15 protein-coding genes are annotated in these 21,283 nt (G+C 65.4%); 2 read left to right on the top strand and 13 right to left on the bottom strand.

All coding sequences use genetic code 11. The features are described 5' to 3' along the window. Positions 1-40 precede the first annotated feature (40 nt). Complete coding sequence (locus tag GQ56_RS0110725; RefSeq protein ID WP_031398651.1) at positions 41-2,677, bottom strand: fimbria/pilus outer membrane usher protein; 2,637 nt, start codon at positions 2,675-2,677, stop codon at positions 41-43. Here GQ56_RS0110725 and GQ56_RS44140 point away from each other — a divergent pair. After that, complete coding sequence (locus tag GQ56_RS44140; RefSeq protein ID WP_152601715.1) at positions 2,676-2,861, top strand: hypothetical protein; 186 nt, start codon at positions 2,676-2,678, stop codon at positions 2,859-2,861. The genes GQ56_RS0110725 and GQ56_RS44140 overlap by 2 nt on opposite strands. A 48-nt stretch (positions 2,862-2,909) precedes the next feature. Here the strand turns inward: GQ56_RS44140 and GQ56_RS0110720 are convergent, their stop codons facing one another. The 7 genes from GQ56_RS0110720 to GQ56_RS0110690 form a co-directional block, all read right to left on the bottom strand. Continuing rightward, positions 2,910-3,668, bottom strand: coding sequence for a fimbrial biogenesis chaperone (locus GQ56_RS0110720; RefSeq protein ID WP_043301276.1), 759 nt, complete (start codon positions 3,666-3,668; stop codon positions 2,910-2,912). A gap of 24 nt (positions 3,669-3,692) precedes the next feature. Further along, entirely contained in the window at positions 3,693-4,277 is a 585-nt protein-coding gene (locus tag GQ56_RS0110715; protein WP_031398649.1) for a fimbrial protein, read from the bottom strand. Positions 4,278-5,139: 862 nt separating this feature from the next. Continuing rightward, positions 5,140-6,654, bottom strand: a complete 1,515-nt coding sequence (locus GQ56_RS0110710) for an agmatine deiminase family protein (protein WP_031398648.1) — start codon at positions 6,652-6,654, stop codon at positions 5,140-5,142. A gap of 150 nt (positions 6,655-6,804) precedes the next feature. Further along, on the bottom strand, positions 6,805-7,917 hold the full coding sequence (locus GQ56_RS0110705; protein WP_031398647.1) for an agmatine deiminase family protein: 1,113 nt from the start codon (positions 7,915-7,917) through the stop codon (positions 6,805-6,807). Positions 7,918-7,985: 68 nt separating this feature from the next. Then, positions 7,986-9,098: a polyamine ABC transporter substrate-binding protein gene (locus tag GQ56_RS0110700; RefSeq protein ID WP_031398646.1), complete on the bottom strand. Its 1,113-nt coding sequence runs from the start codon at positions 9,096-9,098 to the stop codon at positions 7,986-7,988. A 10-nt stretch (positions 9,099-9,108) separates the two neighbouring features. After that, complete coding sequence (gene aguB / locus GQ56_RS0110695) at positions 9,109-10,023, bottom strand: N-carbamoylputrescine amidase (RefSeq protein WP_031398645.1); 915 nt, start codon at positions 10,021-10,023, stop codon at positions 9,109-9,111. A gap of 47 nt (positions 10,024-10,070) precedes the next feature. Then, positions 10,071-11,108: an agmatine deiminase family protein gene (locus GQ56_RS0110690; protein ID WP_031398644.1), complete on the bottom strand. Its 1,038-nt coding sequence runs from the start codon at positions 11,106-11,108 to the stop codon at positions 10,071-10,073. Between the two features lie 101 nt (positions 11,109-11,209). Between GQ56_RS0110690 and GQ56_RS0110685 the strand changes: the two genes are divergently transcribed. After that, a complete protein-coding gene (locus GQ56_RS0110685) occupies positions 11,210-12,139 on the top strand; it encodes a LysR family transcriptional regulator (RefSeq protein WP_031398643.1) in 930 nt (309 codons plus the stop codon). Between the two features lie 78 nt (positions 12,140-12,217). Here GQ56_RS0110685 and GQ56_RS0110680 read toward each other — a convergent pair whose 3' ends face one another. The 5 genes from GQ56_RS0110680 to GQ56_RS0110660 all read right to left on the bottom strand — a co-directional run bounded on the left by GQ56_RS0110680 (position 12,218) and on the right by GQ56_RS0110660 (position 21,075). Further along, positions 12,218-13,522 carry an MFS family transporter gene (locus GQ56_RS0110680; protein WP_031398642.1) on the bottom strand — a complete coding sequence of 435 codons (1,305 nt, stop codon included), beginning with the start codon at positions 13,520-13,522 and terminating at the stop codon, positions 12,218-12,220. Positions 13,523-13,754: 232 nt separating this feature from the next. Beyond that, positions 13,755-15,434: a SpoVR family protein gene (locus GQ56_RS0110675; RefSeq protein WP_031398641.1), complete on the bottom strand. Its 1,680-nt coding sequence runs from the start codon at positions 15,432-15,434 to the stop codon at positions 13,755-13,757. Beyond that, positions 15,431-16,699 (bottom strand): YeaH/YhbH family protein, encoded by a 1,269-nt coding sequence (locus GQ56_RS0110670; RefSeq protein WP_031398640.1) that lies wholly within the window; start codon positions 16,697-16,699, stop codon positions 15,431-15,433. Before GQ56_RS0110670 ends, GQ56_RS0110675 begins: the two co-directional genes overlap by 4 nt. A gap of 125 nt (positions 16,700-16,824) precedes the next feature. Next, complete coding sequence (locus GQ56_RS0110665; protein ID WP_031398639.1) at positions 16,825-18,747, bottom strand: PrkA family serine protein kinase; 1,923 nt, start codon at positions 18,745-18,747, stop codon at positions 16,825-16,827. Between the two features lie 552 nt (positions 18,748-19,299). After that, the gene (locus GQ56_RS0110660) at positions 19,300-21,075 is read right to left on the bottom strand and encodes a methyl-accepting chemotaxis protein (RefSeq protein WP_031398638.1); all 1,776 of its coding nucleotides are present in this window, start codon (positions 21,073-21,075) and stop codon (positions 19,300-19,302) included. Positions 21,076-21,283 lie beyond the last annotated feature (208 nt).

Below are 21,283 nucleotides of genomic sequence, written 5' to 3'. Positions count from 1 at the left end.
CGGGAACGACGCGAAATGGAAAAAGACGACGCGCATCGACCTACGGCCTCCCGGCGGGAGCCGTCGCGGCCGACGGCGGCAGCGGCAGCGGCGGCAGCGACGCCGGCGAACGGCACACGCGCGTGAGCGTCACGTAGCCCGTGCCCGCGCGCTGCTCCGCCGGCACCGAATAGTCGATCGCACACTGCTGATCCTCGCGCGGGCCCCACTCGACCCGGATGTGCCCGTCGTGCTCGCCGCTGCGTACGAACAGGCGGCTGCCCTGACCGACTGCCCCGAGCAATGCGCCCGTCCGCGCATCGAGCGCGCGCGCGGCGAACGGCAACGGCCGGCCGTCCTCCATCGTCGTGTCGATCAGCAGCGCGCGCGCCTTCACCGTGTCGTAGGAAAGCAGCACGACCGCGCCGGCGCGGGGGGCGACGCTGCGCGAGACCGTCGTCATCTCGACGTCGTCGGGAATGTCTTTCGGATCGATGTCGATCCGGTTGAGCTGATAAGGCACGAGGCTCGGGACGATCGCATAGCCGGACCGGTTGACCCGGGCGTCCGACGTGCCGACCGACGCGCCCTGCGCGTCCGGCGCGCGCACGATGCCGACGGTCTCGCCCAGCGTCGGCCCGGGCGTCACGCCGCCCCGGTGTACGACCAGCCCGCCCGACGCGCTGAGCGACGCCTGCTGGTAGCCGCTGCCCATCCCGAAGTTGCCCGCGAGCGACGCCGTCGGCATCCGGTAGCCGACGCCGAAGCTGCCCGACGACGCGCGGTTGCTGCCGTCGTAGGTCGCCGACAGCGAGTACGAGCCGTCACCCTGTTCGCCGAAGCGCCCGGACACGCCGGCCATCGCACTGGTGCCCGCGCTGCTGTCGTGCGTGACGAGCGTGTTGAACGTCGGTGCGCGGCGCGCGTTCCGGTCGAGCGGAATCGACACGCTCACGCTCGCGAGCGTGTTGCCGGCCGGACGCCCGAACGACGACATGCCGGCGGACACGTTGCGCACCCGCTGCACCGACGCGTTCACCGTCACGTCGCGCCATTGCTTGCTGTAGCCGAGCGTGAAACTGAGCGTCTGGCCGCGCCCCGTCCAATAGCTGAGCGACGAGCCGTTCAGATAGACGTTGCCGGCCTGCCCGACCTGCTGGCTGAGGTTGAGATCGACTCGGTTGCGCAACCGCGGAAACGCGTCGGTGGATAGCCCCTGGGCGGTCCTGCCGGCCAGTTGCAGCGCATCGCTCAGGCCGAGATAGCCTTTGGTCGAATAGCGGTACGCGAGCAGCGAGAAGTTCGTGCCGCTGTTCGGCAAATTCTTGCTGTACGACACGCGGATGCTGGAGCCGTTCATCCGCCCGGCGCCGGCGGGCTGCGCCCGCGCGACCGTGACGTCGGCCGCGATGCCGCCGATCGGCGTGTTGAACGCGATGCCCGTCAGCACCGACTGGTAGCGTCCGGCAAATGCGCCGCCGCCGTATGCGGTCACCAGGTTGTTGATCCCGCGCTGCACGGTGAACTGGCCGACATATTGCGCACCGCCGCCCGCACTGGAACCGAAATCGATTGCACGGCCCGCCATCGCACTGAATCGCGTGCTCCCCGGGCGCAGCAACTGGACCGTCGTCGCGAACGGCACGACGAAGCTGTGCGCGTCGCCGTTCGATTCGGTCACCGTCACGTTCAGGTCGCCGCCGTAACTCATCGCCTGCAGGTCGTCGAGCTCGAACGGCCCCGGTGCGACCGTCGTTTCGTACACGAGATAGCCGCGCTGGCGGATCGTCACGCGCGCATTGGATTGCGCAACGCCGCGCACGACGGGCGCGTAGTAGCGCAGCGTGTCGGGCAGCATCCGGTCGTCGCTCGATATCTGGATGCCGCGAAACGATACGGCGTCGAACAGATCGCCGCTCGTCGAGCTTTCCCCGACGAGCAACTGCGCCCGCCATGCGGGCAGATCCGTCTGCGCATAGACGTTGCCGCGCTGATAGCGCATCGCTCCGCGCTGCGACCAGGTGAAATTGCCCGTATGGCGAATCCGGAACGGCCCGGCGTTCGCGCCCATCGTCAGCCCCGTATAGAGCTGCGCGAACTCGTAGCCGCTGGCGCGCGTCGTAAACGCCATCGCGTTGTAGTTCACGAGTGCGGCCGGCACGCCGTTCGTCCAGGTCGACGGATCGACGTAATTGCTGCGGCTCGCGAGCCGCATGTAGAACTGCGGAACGACCAGATACAGTTTCTGTTCGTCCTGGTCGAACGACAGCTCGGCCCCGGGCACATGGCGGGAGATTGGCTCGCAAAGCAGCCCGTCCGGCATCGGCTCGGGCGGCGCATCGCGATCCTGGCCGCGCTCGCTGCGCGCCAGATCGACGCCCGCGCGCTGCAGGATCGCGCGGTCGTAGCATGGCCGGACGCGGCCGTCGCCGGCGCGCCGGAACGTAATCTCTTCCACGCCGCGCCATTGCCCGTTGACGACGAAATCCACGCGGCGCAGCCCTTCCACCAGCACGTTCGGACGCTCGTAGGGCGTCGTGTCGATCGGTGTGGCTCCGGCCCCGTGCATCAGCATCGATTCGTCGAAGCGGATCGCGTCGCCGGCCGGCCATGCGGGCTCCACCGCAGCCGGTGCGTCGTGGCCGGCGCTGTCGCGCGCCGGCGCGGCAGTCGCCGCGGCCGCACGCTCCACGAGCATGCCCGCGCTCGCGACCGCGACCGCCACCCGCGTCAGTGCCGATGCGATCGCCCGCCGACGCGAACGCGACCGACGGCGCGGCGCGGGTACCGGGGCGCACAAGGAAGGAATTGCCGGTAAGGTCTGCATGAAAAACCATGTTGTTTCGCATGCCGAATCAACAGACCGTCGTATCGACGCGTGAAACGGCATGTTGAATCGTGCCTCGGTGCGGTGCTGCCTGACGGCCTGCTCAGTCCGCCAGTTTTTTCGTTATCGTGGTGCGTCCGCCATAGTCGTCGATGACCATGTACCGCACGGTTGCAGCCTTGTTCGCCGATGTCGCGACACCCGGCAGCACGAACTGCGCGTGGCCGAACGGCGCGACCATTCCGCCACCTGCCGATGCGAACGTGCCGCCCGCATCGCTCTCCACCTTGCCGAATGACACGTAGTACGGCGTCGGGTTGGCCACTTCGAGCACGAGCTTGCGTTCGTGCCCGCCTGGCGCTGCCGCGACCGTCTTCCACACCAGTTGATCGGGCGCGGCGTCCACGCCGTCGGCGAGCGCCGTCGGTCGAAAGAAAAGCTTGATGCGCGTGCGGAATCCGAAGCGCAGCTGGTTGTCGCTATCCTTCTGGCTGGCCGGCACCTCGAGGACGTTCAGCCAGTAGACCGATTCGCGATCGCCGGGCAGCGACGCCGGCGTGTGCGTAATGCGCAGCACGGCGCCGCGACCGGGCTCGACGCGCTTCAGGGCCGGCGCGACGACGAACGGCACCTGCAATTGCTCGGGAGGCACGTCGACGCGGCCGTCGTCGATCCAGCTCTGCGCCAGTACCGGCTGCTCCGACGTGTTTTCGACGCGCACCGTCACGTCGCGCTCGCGCTCCGGGAAGACGATACGCGTGCCGTTCAACACAAGCGCCGCCTGTGCCGGCGCGGCACAGGCAGCCCATGCCATGACACAGCACATCACTACATGATTAATAGTACGAAATAACAGGGTCATGGCACGGGACATGGACTGCGGCGATCAGTAATAGGCCAGCGTGTAGCGGATGAACGAATTGCCCGACCCGGTCTTGATTCCGGCCTGATCGACCGTCGACACGTAGACGGCCGAATAGGTCAGGGTCGCCGTATTGTTCTTCACGGTCGCGACCTGCGCATCCGCCAGGTTTTGCGGCTTGCCGAGCCAGATCTTGCCGGCCTTGCCGTTGCCGGCGTCGCTGACCTGGATCTCCACGCCTTCGGCGGGCTTGGTTCCGACGAGCTTCAGGTTGCCGGTTGCCGGATTGACGTTGACCGACGCCGGGTCGAAATCGATCACGACCTTGGTGTCGTCGGTACAACCCGCGTTGCCGCCGATATTCAGCGCGAACGGCACCGGCGTGGACGTCGAACCGGCCGTGGCGAACGTGCTCGGGTTGATATGGTTGCCCAGCGATACTTCGCGGATGTTGTCCACGCCCGGCGCCTGGCCGTTGATGTTGCACGTGACGTCCGAGATGCTTCCCTCGAACTTGATCGTCCCGTCATATGCATGGGCAACCGTCGGGGCCAGTACGGCGCCGGCGATACCGGCCGCAACCCAGCACCGAAGAAGTTTCATCTTCATTTCCACGTTCCTATGAGATTGATTGGCTTGTGGCATACCGGCCGACAGGCGCAATGCCGCTTGCTTCATTGGCACGACGCGAGATGACGGCCGCATCGTCATTTCCAAGGCAGCGAAATCTTTCCCGCCCCTTCGAATATTGACGACCCCGCAATTCTATTTATCCAGACTTGAAATGAATATCGTACAAGTAAGAAATTAGTAAAGCATATCGCGCTTCCGCAGAACCGGATTCGATAAATCAATTTTCCCGCCTGCTATCGAAACGGTTTTCCGAGAAATCATGTCGCCCCGAAACGCCCGACCCTCATGCGCTGCGGGCAATCGACGAAGCCGACCAAGCATGAAGAAAAAGGCGCGTCAATATACGCAATGCCGGGAATTTTTCAGATCACCCGAAAAATCAGATTCCGACGTATACGTTTAGGACAAGACCTAATCCGATAACCGAAACTGTCGGTTTAAATATAAAGCGCCACTGACAATTCAAAAGAAACCGCACGCTTGCTCGACGTTTTAGCTATGTTTCGATGACTGCGATACACGGGAATAACTCGCACGGTTCAGTTTCCGTCGGTCCGAACGGCCGGAACCGGATGGCAAGTAAAAATCGCGGCGCGGGCCGGAGCATGCATGCGCGGCCGAACAACCGCCGGAATGGCGGCGCGTATCGGCGGGCGTGGAGGATGCGTGGAAGAAACGTGGCGCCGTGGCAGATGGCACGCGCAAAAAAAGACGCCCGCTGCACGCAGCGGGCGCGAATCCCAGTCAAGGAGGTGTCACACGAACTACGGGTTCAGATTACGGAATTCGTGCGTGACGGACAACGAATCGATTTCCATATCGATATGACGGGACCTGCTCAGGCCGGTATTTCCCGCGTCGAGCAATGGATGCCGCCGCCGCCCGACGCGATGCCGAGGATGTCGACCTGCACGATTGCCCGGCTCCCCGCGTACGGGCGGACGGCCGCGACCGCGGCCGCATCGGCTGCCGCATCGTTGAATTTCGGCATCACGAGCGCGCCGTTGCAGGTGTAGAAGTTGATGTAGCCGGCCGCGAAATGCGACATCTGCCGGTCGTTCAGCGTGGTTCCGGCGGACGTGCCGAAATTGACCGGCGGCACGAGTTCGACGATCTGCAGCGGTCGTCCGCTGGCATCGGTCTGGCCCGCGAGGCGCTGCCGGTTCGCATCCGTCAACGCGCGCTCGCCGGTCGAATTCGACGCGTCGTAGCAGCACGCGACCACACCGGGTGCCAGGAAACGCGCGTAAAAATCGACGTGGCCGTTCGTGATGTCGCTCTCGCCGGCCGGTGTCGCCACGCCATCGGCGCCCCCGGCGCCGCTGCCGCGCGGATAGGTCGCCGTGCCCGGCAACCAGATGATCTTGCGCACGCCGAGCGTGCGCTGCAATTCGGCGAGCACGGTATCCTTCGCGGTCGGCAACAGCGTCGCGCGCGCAATCGCGCCGTTCGGAATGTCGAACAGTTGCGGATTGCGATTCACGTGCAGCACGGCCGACTCGGTCAGGATCGCCGTGGCGTCGCCGTCGAATTCGATCGCGCCGCCTTCGAGCGTCAGGGTGCTCCGGATCAGCGGCACGCCTTTCGTCTGCGCCATCCACCCCGCCACCGCGCTGTCGCGGCCGAACGGCTGGAAGAACTTGCCCGCCTTCGACCGGTTGCTCGCCGCCGCGATCTCCGGCGGGATCGTCGTCCCCGGACTCAGGCCGGCGCCGTCGGTGTTCGCGTTGCCCCAGCCGTTGAAATTGAAGCCGACCGCGTTCAGCGCGTTGCCGTTGGCCGTGTCCCTGACGAACAGGCACCCCGTATCGCGCACCCAGAAATCGTTGAAACCGCCGTCGAGCGGCACGAGGTTGACCCCGCCCGTGCCGGCCGCGCGCGCCGCATAACGTGCATGCAGGTCGGGATTCGCGGCGCTCGCGGTCGCGAGCAGCGCGCGCGCCGCATCCAGATCGGCCGGCAGCACCAGCATGTCGACCGGTTCGGTCGCGCCGATCGCCTTCGCGACGTCCATCAGGTCGGCCCGGACGCGATCGATGCCGGCGTCAGTACTCTGCGGCGTGACCGGTGTCCAGATGCCGTCCGCGCCGGATGCGAACGCCATGAGCGTCGACGCGTGCGGCGCGTCTTCGGCCGGCAGCCGGTAGGCGGCTTGCCGCACCGCCGGCGTCGACGGCGCCGTACGTGGCGTGGCGGCCGCCCCGGAACCGTCACCGCCGCCGCACGCGGCCAGGCTGCCCAGCAGCGGCATGCCGAGCCACGCGGCCGAACGGCGGATGAAGCCGCGCCGGCCGGCATCCGGCAGGTGCCGCACCAGCATGCCCGTGCCCGCACGGGTGTGTTTCTTCGTCATGTATTCAACTCCTTGGCGCGGCCGGCGTGCACGCGTGCGCGCCGGCGTCCGTCCCTCGGGACGGATTCCGCATTATTTTCAGTAGTCCGTAAAGACAGGGCGAGAAAGGCGGCCGCCGGGCTGGTCACGCGGACCGGTCCGGGGCCGTGCTCAGGCCGGCTGCTGTTGCGTCGTGCAGTGGATGCCGCCGCCGCCCGCGGCAATGGCGTCGATGTTCAGCTGAATGACCTCGCGGCCGGGGAACAGGTCGACGAGCGTATCGCGCGTATTGCGGTCGGCGCGGCTGTCGCCGAATTGCGGCGCGATTACCGCGCGGTTGCACACGTAGAAATTGATGTAGCCGGCCGCGAACTCGTCGTTCTCGTACGTATGCCGGACGGTCTTCGGCCCCGGCAGCACGACGACCTTCAACGGCCGCCCCTTCGCATCGGTGGATTTCCGCAGGATCTCCAGATGCTGCCGCGTCACCGCGTGATCGTACGACGACGGGTCCGTGTCGAGCCCGGCCACCACGACGCCGGGGCTCGTGAAGCGCGCGTAGAAGTCGGTATGCCCGTCGGTGATGTCCTTGCCGGCGATGCCGGGCAACCAGATGATCTTCTTCAGCCCGAGCAGGCGGCTCAGCTCGGCCTCGCACTGTGCCTGGCTGACGCGCGGATTGCGGTTCGGATTGAGCACGCAGCTGCGCGTAATGATCGCGGTGCCCTCGCCGTCCACCTCGATGCCGCCGCCTTCCAGCACCAGCCGCGTGTCGACCAGCCGCGCACCGGCGCGTTCGGCCACGAACGGCGCGACCTCCGCGTCCCGGTCGTGCTCCTGCTTGTTGCCCCAGCCGTTGAAATTGAAGCTCACGCCGCCGAGCTGGCCCGACGCGTTCTTCACGAACACGGGCCCCGTGTCGCGCATCCACAGATCGTCGACCGGATGCTGGACGAGTTCGACCGACGCGCCGCACAGCCGCGACGCGATCGCGTAGTCCTGCTCCCGCACCAGCATCTTCAGCGGCTCGTGCGCGGCGATCGCCTTCGCGACGGCCGCGAGATTCTCGCGCACCGCCGGCAGCAGCCGCGCGCCCCAGATGTCCTCGCTCGGGCCGAACGCCATCCAGGTCGCCGTGTGCGGCGCGCCCTCGTCCGGCATATGCCAGATCGCGCCCTGCTGCGCGTGCGCGGCGCGTCCGAGCAAGCCGCCCAGCGCGCTGGCGGCCAGCGCCGCACCCGATACGGACAGGCCGCGTTTCAACAGTTGACGTCGTGTGGTCATGGCATTCCTCTTTCTCTTGCCGGTTGCTTCGGTTGCTTCGGTTGCTTCGATGGTTTCGGGGCGGGCCGTCACGGTCGCGCCGTCTTGAAACCGAGCCAGGTCCGGCCCTCCAGGCGCATCACGGCCGGCGATTCGGCGATCGGCGTGAACAGTGTGCGCCGGGTGGCCTCGTCCGGATAGACGCCCGGATCGCGAACCAGCGCCGGGTCCATCAGCTTCAGCGCCCCCTGGTTCGCATTCGCGTAGCGCGTCGCGTTCGAGATCTTCGCGACCACGTCCGGACGCAGGATATAGTTGATGAACGCATGCGCGTTGTCCGGATGATTCGCGGACGCCGGGATCACCATCGCGTCGAACCACATCAGGCTGCCGATGCGCGGAATGTCGTACACGATGTCGCGCTTCGGGTCGCTTGCCTTCGCCTTCTGCGCGGCCAGGTTGATCGCGCCGGAGAAGCCGATCGTCACGCACAGCTCGCCGTCGATCAGCTCGTTGGCGTCGGACGAACCGACGAATTCGCGGATGAACGGCCGGACCTTCATCAGCATCGCCTGCGCGGCCGCGTAATCCTGCGCGGACGGGTGCATCGGATCGCGGCCGATGTAGCGCAGCGCCAGCGGCAGCACCGTGCTCGCCGAGTCCTGCAGGCCCAGCCCGCACCGGGCCGAGACGCGCGCCGCGAGCGCCGGGTCGAACAGCAGGTCGAGGCTGTCGGCCGGCATGTCCTTGCCGAGGATCGCGCTCACCTTCGCGCGGTCGTAGCCGACGCCGACGGTGCCCCACATGTACGGCACGCCGTACTGGTTGCCGGGATCGGATTGCGCCATCTGCTTCAGCAGCGAGGGATCGAGATACTTCAGGTTCGGCAGGCGGCTCTTGTCGAGCTTGCGATAGACGCCGGCCTGTATCTGCCTGGCCATGAAGTCGTTGGTCGGCCACACGAGGTCGTACCCGCTGTTGCCGGTCAGCAGCTTCGACTGCAGCGTCTCGTCGCTGTCGTACGCGTCGTAGCGCACCTTGATGCCGGTTTCCTTCTCGAACGACGACACCGTATCCGGCGCGAAGTAGTTGCTCCAGTTGTACAGGTTCAGCACCTTGTCCTCGTCGGCGCGGGCCGCGCCGGCCAGCGCGCACAGCGCGAGGCCCGGTGCCGCGAAACGCAGCCATCCCTTCCGTTTCATCGCGGCCCCCTTATCGATAGCAGGACGATACGCCGTCGCTGGTCAGCAACGTGCGATACATCTCCGGGCGGCGATCGCGGAAGAAGCCCCACGATTGCCGGTCGGCGCGTATCGCGTCGAGGTCGAACGCATGCACGAGCACGGCTTCGTCGGTGCGGTTCGCTTCGGCCCGCTTCTCGCCGGTGTGATCCGCGATGAAGCTCGAGCCGTAGAACACGCCGGTCAGCCCCTGCTGCTGCGGATTGTCGTTGCCGAAGCCGACCTCGCGGCCGATCCGGTTCGCCGCCACGACCGGCACCATGTTGGCCGCCGCATGGCCCTGCATCGTGCGCTGCCAGTGGCCGGCCGAATCGAACGCGCTGCTGAACGGCTCCGAGCCGATGATGGTCGGAAAGCACAGCAGCTCCGCGCCCATCAGCGCGAGGCTGCGCGCCGTCTCCGGATACCACTGGTCCCAACAGATGCCGATGCCGATCCGGCCGAAGCGCGTGTCCCACACCTTGAAGCCGGTGTCGCCGGGCGTGAAATAGAACTTCTCCGTATAGCCGGGCCCGTCCGGGATATGCGTCTTGCGATAGACGCCGAGCACGCGCCCGTCGGCGTCCGCCACGGCGACCGAGTTGTACGCGGCATTGCCCGCGCGCTCGAAGAAGCCGATCGGCAGCACGATGCCGAGTTCGCCGGCCAGCGCCGCGAACCGGGCGATCTGTGCGTTGCCTTCGAACGGCTGCGCGAGTTCGAGATGGCGCACGTTCTGGTCGAGGCAGAAGTACGGCATCGCGAACAGCTCCGGGCACAGCACGAGATTCGCGCCCTGCGCGGCGGCCGCGCGGATCAGGCGCTCCGCGGTGGCCATGTTGTCTTCGAGATGCCAGCTGCCCGACGCCATCTGCACGGCGGCGACGGTGATGTGTTTGGACGGCACGGCGAGTGCTCCCCGGTAGAACCGTAAGACCGCTGACGAAAGGCCGCTCAGTGCGGGATGGAAGGCTGCTGCTGCGTCGAACAGTGGATGCTGCCGCCGCCGATCGACAGCGTCGGGATCGGCAACATCTCCACCTTGCGCCCCGGGAACGCTCGACTGAATGCATCGTGCGCGGCCCGATCCTGTTCGACGCCGAACGCGGTCACGATCACGGCGCCATTCACCAGAATGTAGTTCGCGTAACAGTCGCAGTAGCGCTCGGAGCCGAAGCGTTCGCCGACGATCGGCGACGGCAGGTCGAGCAGCTCGAACCGGCGCCCGGCCGCATCGGTTGCGAGTTCCAGCGCACGGCGGTTCTCGCGCATCACGCGGTAATAGTCGCCCTGCTCGGGCAGCGCGGTCTGGCACAGCATCCGGCCGGGCGCGACGAACGACGCGATGCCGTCCACGTGCCCGTTCGTCTCGACTTCGTCCGGATTGCCGGGCAGCCATACGATCTTCTCGACGCCCAGCATGCGGCGGAGCTCCGCCTCGATCTCCGCGCGGCTCAGGTGCGGGTTGCGATTCGGATGCAGCAGGCAGCTCTCGGTGGTGACCAGCGTGCCTTGCCCGTCGACATAGAACGAGCCGCCCTCCAGCACCATGTGCGAGTTGAAGATGTCGGCGCCGGCCGCGCGTGCGATGTCCTGCCCGGCCTGCTGGCAACCGTCGTACGGCTGGTATTTCTCGCCCCAGCAATTGAAGCGGAACACGGCCGCGCCGAGCCCGTGTCGCTCGCTGACGAGGAAGACGGGCCCGCAATCGCGCAGCCAGTTGTCTTCGGCCGCGACCGGCAGCACGTCGACGCTCGCGCCCACCCGTTCGCGCGCGGCGTCGGCCTGACTGTGATGCACCGCCACCACGCAGCGCTGATAGCGGGCGATCGTCCGCGCGACCAGCGCGAATTCATCGCAAACCTGCGCGTAGTGGCTTCCCCACAGCGTTTCCCGATCGTCGAGAACCGGCCATCCGAGCCAGGTGGCGTCCATGGATTCCCATTCGGCGGGCATCCGGTAACCGCGCTGGCGAGCATCGAAGCGACCCATCGATCAGCCTCCGTTGTGATTGATGGCCGATTGTGCGTCAGGTTAAACTTGATGAATATTGATATTTTTTGGCTTAATTAATCAATTCACCTCATATCTCGATGCAACGCGTTCCGTCCCTCAAGTTGCTGACCGGCTTCGAATCCGCGGCACGGCTGGGCAATTTCTCGCGCGCGGCCGACGAGCTGCACCTGTCGCAATCGGCGATCAGCCACCAGATCCAGCAGCTCGAAGCCCAGCTCGGGCAACCGCTGTTTCGCAGGCGCGGCCGCGGCGTCGAGCTGACCATTGCCGGCGAGATCCTGCAGCGCAGCGTGCAGCGCGCGATGGACACGTTGCGCGGCGGGCTCGACCGCATCGCCACCTATCTGAACCCGGGGCTCGTCGTGCTGGTGTGTCCCGCGCCGCTGCTGCACGGCTGGCTGCAACCGCGCCTCGATGCGTTGCAGCAGGCCCTGCCCGACCTGTGCCCGCTGCTGTCGACCGACGAAACCGCGCGCTATGTCGACGAAATCGACGTCGACATGACGATCGGCACGCGGCCGATGCTGCAGCCCGGCCTGATCGATATTCCGTTCATGCGGGACGAATGGGTGACGGTGTGCGCGGCACCGCTCGCGGAGCAGCTCGACCGCCTGCCGCGCGCCGAACATCCGCGGCACGCGGGCGTCGTCTGCCTCGAAGCGAGCCTGACCGACGAGCGCATGGCGACGGTGTTTCGCGAGCAGTTGTCGGCGTTCCGGATGCAGGCGATCTACGACGACCAGCGGCTCGTGCTGGACGCCGTGCTGCGCGGCCGCGGCCTCGCGTGCCTGCCGCGCCTCGTCGCGCAGGCCGGCATCGACCAGCACGCGCTCGCCGTGCTCGACGACTACCCGCGCCTGCCCGGCACCACGTGGTGGCTGTCGCGCATGGAAGGCCCTTCGCGCTCGCCGATCGTCGAGCAGATGTTCGACTGGCTGGTCGAGCAAGGCCGCCGGTCGAGCGTGGCCGACCCGGCGCCCGCTTCCGGGCTGCCGCCGCTCGCGTAATCGCATGCCCCAAAAAAAACGTCCCGCCGGGCGGGCGGGACGTTCGTCATGACTCGGTGGCGCGCAATGCGCGGCCGATCACGGCTCGTGGCGCAGATACCCTTCCTTGCTCGGGTCGCGCATCCGCCACGACACGATGAGCGAGATCGCGCACAGCACGGTCACGTACCAGTAGAAGGTCTCCTCGCTGCCGACCGACTTGAACCACAGCGCGACGTATTCGGCCGAGCCGCCGAAGATCGCGTTCGCGACCGCATACGACAGGCCGACACCCATCGCGCGCACTTCCGGCGGGAACATCTCGGCCTTGATCAGGCCACTGATCGACGTGTAAAAGCTGACGATCGCGAGCGCAACCGTGATCAGCACGAACGCCGCGACGGGGCTCGTCACGTCCTTCAGCGCGTGCATCAGCGGCACCGTGCCGATCACCGCGAACGCGCCGAACAGGATCATCGACGTACGGCGGCCGATCCTGTCGGACAGCGCGCCGAACACCGGCTGCATCAGCATGTAGACGAGCAGCGCGACGGTCATCACGTTGCTGGCCGTCTTCGCATGCATGCCGGCCGTGTTCACGAGGTACTTCTGCATGTAGGTCGTGAACGTGTAGAAGATCAGCGAGCCGCCGGCCGTGAAGCCGACCACCGTGAAGAACGCGCCCTTGTGCTGCCACACGCCGCGAATCGTGCCCGCGTGCTTCTTGTCGCGCGATTCGTTCGTCGACGTCTCGTCGAGCGACTTGCGCAGGTACAGCGAAATCAGCGCGGCCGCCGCGCCGACCACGAACGGAATGCGCCAGCCCCACGCCTTCAGTTCGTCGGACGACAGCGTCTGCTGCAGGATCACGAGCACCAGCAGCGCGCACAGCTGGCCGCCGATCAGCGTCACGTACTGGAACGACGCAAAGAAGCCGCGGCGGCCCTTCAGCGCCACCTCGCTCATGTAGGTCGCGCTCGTGCCGTATTCGCCGCCCACCGACAGCCCCTGGAACAGCCGCGCGACCAGCAGCAGCGCCGGCGCGAGCGCGCCGATCTGCGCATAGGTCGGCAGCACCGCGATCACGAGCGAACCGCCGCACATCATCAGCACCGAGATCATCATCGCGTTGCGGCGGCCATGACGGTCGGCGATGCGGCCGAACAGCCAGCCGCCGATCGGACGCATCAGGAAGCCCGCCGCGAACACGCCCGCCGTGTTCAGCAGCTGCGTCGTCGTGTTGCCGCTCGGAAAGAACGCCGGCGCGAAGTACAGCGCACAGAACGAGTAGATGTAGAAGTCGAACCACTCGACGAGGTTGCCCGATGAGGCGCCGACGATGGCGAACACGCGCCGCCGGGTGTCATGCGCGGACAGCGCAGCTTGGTCGGTCTGGACGTCCATGGGTTGGTCTGTTCCTTATAGTACTTTCTGGGCGAGACGGCCGAGGCCGCCGCGTACGGTCGACGTGGCACCGGTTCCGGCGCACGGCGCTACGGAATTTTAGCGAAATGTAAAGTAACAGACTCTCCGGGTTCGTCCGGATGCAGAAAAATTTTCTCCTGCCACGTGTTCGTCATATGAAAACGCCAGCCCGCAGGCTGGCGTTCCATGCAAACTGTCCGGCGGAAGACGCTCAGACGCGCACCTCGGGCGGCACGTAGCGGCACTCGTAGCGCTTGCGCACGGTGCCGGCCTCGTCGACGCTTTCCAGGAACACGTCGAACTGCCAGAGCCGCGCCATGTGCTTGAGCACTTCGTCGCTGTCGTTCGACAGGTGGCGGTTGTCGGTCATGAAGTGGCGCAGCGTGAGGCTGCGGTCGCCGCGCGTGTTCACCGCCCACACCTGGATGTTCGGCTCGCGGTGATGGATGTCGTACTGCCTCGACAGCGCCTGCCGCACGTACTGGTAGCCGGAATCGTCGTGGATCGCCGACACCTCGAGCGAATCTCGCATGTCGTCGTCGAGCACCGAGAACAGCCGCATTTCGCGGATCAGGTTCGGCGACAGGTACTGCGCGATGAAGCTCTCGTCCTTGAAGTTGCGCATCGCGTAGTGCATCGCGGGCAACCACGGCGTGCCCGCGATCTCCGGGAACCACTTGTAGTCCTCGTCCGTCGGCGCTTCGCAGATCCGCCGGATGTCGCTCATCATCGAGAAACCGAGCGCATACGGGTTGATCCCGCTGTAGTACGGCTTCGTGACCGGCGGCTGGTAGACCACGTTGCTGTGCGAATGCAGGAACTCCATCATGAAGCCGTCTTCCAGCTTGCCCTGGTTGTACAGCGTGTTCAGCAGCGTGTAGTGCCAGAACGTCGCCCAGCCTTCGTTCATCACCTGCGTCTGCCGCTGCGGATAAAAATACTGGCCGATCTTGCGCACGATGCGGATCACTTCCCGCTCCCACGGCTCGAGCAGCGGCGCGTTCTTCTCCGCGAAATACAGCAGGTTCTCCTGCGGCTCGGGCGGATAGCGGCCTTCCTGCTCTTCCATCTGCTCGGGCTTCTTACCCGGCAGCGTGCGCCACAATTCGTTGACCTGCGACTGCAGGTACGCTTCGCGCTCGCGCCGCAGCGCGGCCTCCTTCGACAGCGACGGCTTCTGCGGACGCTTGTAGCGGTCCACGCCGTAGTTCATCAGCGCATGGCACGAATCGAGCAGTTCCTCGACGCGATCGAGGCCGTAGCGCTCCTCGCATTCCGCGACGTAGTTCTTCGCATACACGAGATAGTCGATGATCGCGTGCGCGTCGGTCCACAGCCGGAACAGGTAGTTGCCCTTGAAGAACGAATTGTGCCCGTACGCCGCGTGCGCGATGACGAGCGCCTGCATCGTCATCGTGTTCTCTTCCATCAGATAGGCGATGCACGGATTCGAGTTGATGACGATTTCGTACGCGAGGCCCATCTGGCCGCGGCGGTAGCTCTTCTCGGTCGACAGGAAATGCTTGCCGAACGACCAGTGACGGTAGTTGACGGGCATCCCGACCGACGCGTACGCATCCATCATCTGCTCGGCGCTGATCAATTCGAGCTGGATCGGGTAGATGTCGAGTTCGTATTGTTCGGCGACCTGCGAGATGTGCGTGTCGTACTCCTCGAGCAATTCGAAGGTCCAGTCGGACGGGCACGGCAGCGGCTTGCGTTCGGCAACGTTCATACGCGCTTCCTTTTGCCCGGAACCGGGCAAGTCGGCGGCCGGCGGCGACGGTTCGGCCTGCGCGCGTTGCTGCGATGCGGCAGGGCCGGCCGTGTCGTCGCCGGAAGGGCGCGGCTCGTAGCCGCGCGACTCGTTGTGCAGATGGCGCGTCGTCATGACATTTCCACCTGCTTTTCGAACAATTCGCGAAACACCGGGTAAATGTCGGCAGCCGATTCGACTTTCTTCATCGCCAGATGCGGCTGCGACAAGGCCAGTTGCGCGTATTCCAGCCACAGGTTCTGCTCTTCCGGCGCGACCTGGATATACGCGAAGTAACGCGTCTTCGTGAGGATATCCTCTTCCAGGATTTTGCGACACTTCGGCGAGTCGTCGGTCCAGTTGTCGCCGTCGGACGCCTGCGCACCGTAGATGTTCCACTCGGTCGGCGAGTAGCGCTCGTTCATCACCTTGCGCATCAGTTCGAGCGCGCTCGACACGACCGTGCCGCCGCTCTCCGTCGAATGGAAGAAGGTGTCCTCGTCGACTTCCTCGGCGCGCGTGTGGTGCCGGATGAACACGACCTCGATGCGCTCGTAGTTGCGCTTGAGGAACAGGTAAAGCAGGATGAAGAAGCGCTTCGAGAGATCCTTGCGCTGCTCGTCCATCGAGCCCGACACGTCCATCAGGCAGAACATCACGGCCTGGCTCGACGGTTGCGGCTGCTTCACGCGGTTGATGTAGCGCAGGTCGAACGGATCGATGAACGGAATCCGCCAGATGCGCCCCTTCAGGTGATGGATCTCGGCCTCGAGCACCGCGATTTCCGCGCGACGGTCTTCCGGGTCGCTCTGCAGCGCTTCCAGCTGCGCCTCGAGCTCGCGCAGCTCGTTGACGAGCGGCGAGCCGAGCGCGATGCGCCGCCCGAGCGCGCTGCGCAGCGAGCGCACGACGTCGATGTTGTTCGGCGTGCCTTCCGCCGACCAGCCCGCGCGCACGTTCTTCCAGCTCGGCACCGTCAGCAGGTGCGTCTTCACGAGGCGCGGCAGTTCGAGATCGTCGAAGAAGTACTGCATGAACTCGTCGCGCGACAGCTCGAACACGAAGTCGTCCTGCCCGTCGCCCTCGTTGCTCGCCTGGCTGCCGCCGCCGCCCGCGCCGCCCTGCGGGCGCGGGATCTTGTCGCCGCGCACGTAGTCCTCGTTGCCGGGGTGCACGTGTTCGCGGCGCCCGCCCGGCCCGTGCCGGAAACTCGGCTCCGCGATGTCCTTGCGCGGGATCGTGATGCTCTGCGTGCTCTGGATGTCCTTGATGCTACGGTCGCGCACCGCGTCCGACACGGCGCGACGAATGTAGTTCTTGACGCGACGCAGAAAGCGTTCGCGGTTGGCGATACTCTTGTTTTTGCCGGCCAGCCTGCGGTCGATGATTTGATGAAGCACTCCCGGTCTCCCGCTCGAATGTCGATATGCCGGGACGCTCGCCGCACATGCCGTCTGCCGTCATGCGGGCGGCGTCTCTGAAGACGCCCGCACGGCACCGCCGTACGGGCGCGGTACCGCGCGCGTCATGAGGACTTGCGCACGCGCAGGTACCAGTCGCAAAGCAGCCTCACCTGCTTCGGCGTATAGCCCTTCGCGACCATCCGGTTCACAAAGTCCTCATGCTTGCGCTGCTCCTCCGCCGAACCCTTTGCGTTGAACGAAATCACCGGCAGCAGTTCCTCGGTGTTCGAGAACATCTTCTTCTCGATCACGACGCGCAACTTCTCGTAGCTCGTCCACACGGGATTCTTGCCGGCATTCGCCGCCCGTGCGCGCAACACGAAGTTCACGATCTCGTTGCGGTAATCCTTCGGATTGCTGATTCCCGCCGGCTTCTCGATCTTCTCCAGCTCCGCGTTCAGCGCGGCGCGGTCGAAGCTCTCGCCGGTATCGTGATCGCGGAATTCCTGGTCCTGGATCCAGAAGTCGGCATACGTGACGTAGCGGTCGAAGATGTTCTGGCCATACTCCGAATACGACTCGAGGTACGCCGTCTGGATCTCCTTGCCGATGAACTCCGCGTAGCGCCCGGCCAGCACGTCCTTCACGAAGGACAGGTACTTCTGTTCGGTTTCCGGCGGGAACTGCTCGCGTTCGATCTGCTGTTCGAGCACGTACATCAGGTGCACGGGGTTGGCCGCGACCTCGCTCGAATCGAAGTTGAACACGCGCGACAGGATCTTGAACGCGAAGCGGGTCGACACACCCGTCATCCCTTCGTCCACACCCGCGTAGTCGCGGTATTCCTGATACGACTTCGCCTTCGGATCGGTGTCCTTCAGGTTTTCGCCGTCGTACACCTGCATCTTCGAGAACAGGCTCGAATTCTCCGGCTCGTGCAGGCGCGACAGCACCGAGAACTGCGACATCATCTTCAACGTGCCCGGCGCGCACACGGCCTCGGCCAGCGACGAGTTGCGGATCAGCTTCTCGTAGATCTTGGTCTCTTCCGACACGCGCAGGCAGTACGGCACCTTCACGACGAAGATCCGGTCGAGCAGTGCCTCGTTGTTGCGGTTGTTGCGGAACGCCTTCCATTCCGACTCGTTCGAGTGCGCGAGGATGATCCCGTCGAACGGAATCGCGCCGAAGCCCTCGGTGCCCTTGAAGTTGCCTTCCTGCGTGGCGGTGAGCAGCGGGTGCAGCACCTTGATCGGCGCCTTGAACATTTCGACGAACTCGAGCAGGCCCTGGTTCGCGAGGCACAGGCCGCCCGAGTAGCTGTAGGCGTCGGCATCGTCCTGCGCGTACTGTTCGAGCTTGCGGATGTCGACCTTGCCGACCAGCGACGAGATGTCCTGGTTGTTTTCGTCGCCTGGCTCGGTCTTCGCGATGCCGACCTGCCGCAGGATCGACGGATAGCGGCGCACCACGCGGAACTGGCGGATGTCGCCGTTGTATTCATGCAGGCGCTTGACGGCCCACGGACTCAGGATGCTCTTCAGGTAGCGGCGCGGAATGCCGTACTGTTCCTCGAGGATCGGGCCGTCTTCGTCGTAGTCGAACAGCCCGAGCGGCGATTCGTTGACGGGCGAGCCCTTCAGCGAATAGAACGGCACGCGCTCCATCAGTTGCTTCAGACGCTCGGCGATCGACGACTTGCCGCCGCCCACCGGGCCAAGCAGATACAGGATCTGCTTCTTCTCTTCGAGCCCTTGCGCGGCGTGACGGAAATACGCGACCACCTGCTCGATCACTTCCTCCATTCCGTAGAACTCACGGAATGCGGGATAGACCTTGATGACCTTGTTCGCAAAGATCCGCGACAGGCGCGGCTCGTTGCGGGTATCGATGTGTTCAGGTTCCCCGATTGCTTCCAGCATGCGTTCACCAGCCGTCGCGTACGCGGATGGATCGTTCTTGCAGAGCGCGAGGTACTCCTCCAGCGAGAGCTCTTCCTCTCGCGTCTTTTCGAAGCGGTTCGCGAAGCTGCTGTAAATATCCATGCTACCTCCCTCGCCTGAGTCTGAAGACGTGCCTGCCTTCGTACGACTGCGCAGAAGCAAGCGCGTTCGAATTCATCCTAAACCCTTTCTTATTTTTTTTCACGAACTCTTCGTATGAAGTTCGTCATTCTCGACAACACCGCTTGGACAACGCATTTCGTCGCTTTACAATCGATCTCCCGAGCCGCAGAAACTGCATCCGCCGCGTCTCGTCGAACACCGGAACGTCTTGTGCGTTGGACACATCCGACGTCGTCGCTTCTCCCCTTCTTCCCTATACGTTCGAGCGACCGTTTGCGACGACACGTTGCGCACGCCGTTACAATTTTTTTTCGCACACCCCTTACGGAGATACCCGTATCACGGTTGCGAAAACATCGGGCGCACCTGTGCACATCTCTGTCGAGACCTGTCGCGCGATGCACGCGACGATGCGCGATCGTCAATCATGCGCATCGCGCCGTCACATTTTTCTGTCGCGAAAACAACAACGCCCGCATGTCGCGGGCGTCGTTCGTCACCAAATGGGGATAGATGCGCGGCGCGCGCGAATCAGAAGGTTTCCCAGTCGTCGGCGCCGGCCGTCGCCGCAGCCTGCGCGGGCGCTGCGGGCGCAGCGACCGGCTTGCGTGCCGGCGTCGCCGCGGCCACGCGTTTCGGCGCCGCATCGCGATCCTCGCGCGCTGCCGCCTGAGCGGGCGCCGCAACCGGCGCAACGGGCGCGGCAGGCGCACGCGCCACGTGACGCGCCGGGACCGGTGCCGCGGCGCCCGGGCGCGCCGCCTCGTCGACGAGCTGGAACACCGCGGCCGTTTCGCGCAGGCGTCCGGCCTGTTCGTCGAGCGACTGCGCGGCGGCCGCGGCTTCCTCGACGAGCGCCGCATTCTGCTGCGTGACCTCGTCCATCTGCGCCACCGCGCGCGCCACCTGGTCGATCCCGCCGCTCTGCTCCTCGGACGCGGCCGCGATCTCGCCCATGATGTCCGTCACGCGCTGCACGGCGCCGATCACGTCGCTCATCGTGCGTCCGGCTTCGTCGACCAGCGTCGACCCCGAGCGGATGCGCTCGACCGACGCATCGATCAACACCTTGATCTCCTTGGCGGCGGTCGACGAACGCTGCGCCAGGCTGCGCACCTCGCCCGCGACGACCGCGAAACCGCGACCTTCCTCGCCGGCGCGCGCGGCTTCGACGGCCGCATTCAGCGCAAGAATGTTGGTCTGGAACGCGATTCCCTCGATGATCGCAATGATGTCCGCGATCTTCGCCGAGCTGTCGTTGATCTCACCCATCGTGCCGACCACCTGACCAACCACCGTATTGCCCTTGTTCGCAATCTCCGACGCATTCGCGGCCAGCGCGCTCGCCTGGCGCGCATTGTCCGCGTTCTGCTTCACGGTGCCGGTCAGCTGTTCCATGCTCGACGCGGTTTCCTGCAACGCCGCGGCCTGCTCCTCGGTGCGCGACGACAGGTCGATGTTGCCGGCCGCGATCTGGCGCGCCGCGGTCGCGATCGATTCGCTGCCGCCGCGTACGGTACGCACCGTGTCGACGAGCCCGCGCTGCATCTTCGCGAGCCCCTCGAGAAGCTGGCCCATCTCGTCGTGCCGCTCGACGACGATCGGCCGGCGCAGGTCGCCGGCGGCGATCGCGTCGAAATGCGTGAGCACGTCGGTGATCGGACGGTCGATCGCGCGGCTCAGCGTCAGCCACGACGCCAGCGCGGCGCCGAAGCCCGCCACCAGCGCGACGATCGACAGCACCCGCAACAGGTCGTATACCGATTCCGCGCGATCGAAGCGGGTTTGCGCATCGGTGAACTGGAAGTTGCGCAGCGCCTCGCTCGCGGTCGCGAGGTCGTTGTAGCGCACCTGGAGCTGCTTCGCGCCGTCGCCGATCTGGTCGTGCTGGTTCGCCCCGACCACGCTCGCAAACGCGTCGCACTCGTGCTGCAACGCCTGACGCTTCGCGGCAACATCCTGCGCAAGCCGGTCCTCTTCCGGGCCGCGCGGCAACGCAAGGTACTTCTGCCACCAGGTATCGGACTGCGCGCGCATCGCGCGGCTTCGCTCGATGGCCTCGGCCGCATCGGGCGTGCCGGCCAGCAGCGCTGCGCGGTCGAGCGCCAGGCGCTCGCGGGCGGCGTAGACCTCGGCCACCGAGACGTCGACCGCGCTGGGCATCTGGTTCGTGAAGATATCGCGCGTCGCGTCGTTGGCGCGTGTCATTCCGTACACGCCGAGCGCACCGATCACGCCCAGGAGTACCGCCAGAAACGCCATCGTGAAACCGATGCGCGCACGAATCGTCAGGTTTTTGAACACCATCATCCTTCCTGTGTTGCGTCGTGATAACGGGACAGGCCCGTCGCGTCGAAGAATTGCTCCGCTCGGTGCATTTACGACAGCACACTGCACAACTTGATGGTGTTTACGCGCTTTTTAAGAATTATTCGTCTGTTTATTACAATTGTCTGAACAAAAATTCGCGCTTTCATGAACGGCGAACGCGACACGACGGCACGCCGGCCGTCTG

The organism is Burkholderia paludis (genome assembly GCF_000732615.1).
Classification (GTDB): domain Bacteria; phylum Pseudomonadota; class Gammaproteobacteria; order Burkholderiales; family Burkholderiaceae; genus Burkholderia; species Burkholderia paludis.
This window is presented reverse-complemented; position numbering and strand designations above follow the sequence as displayed.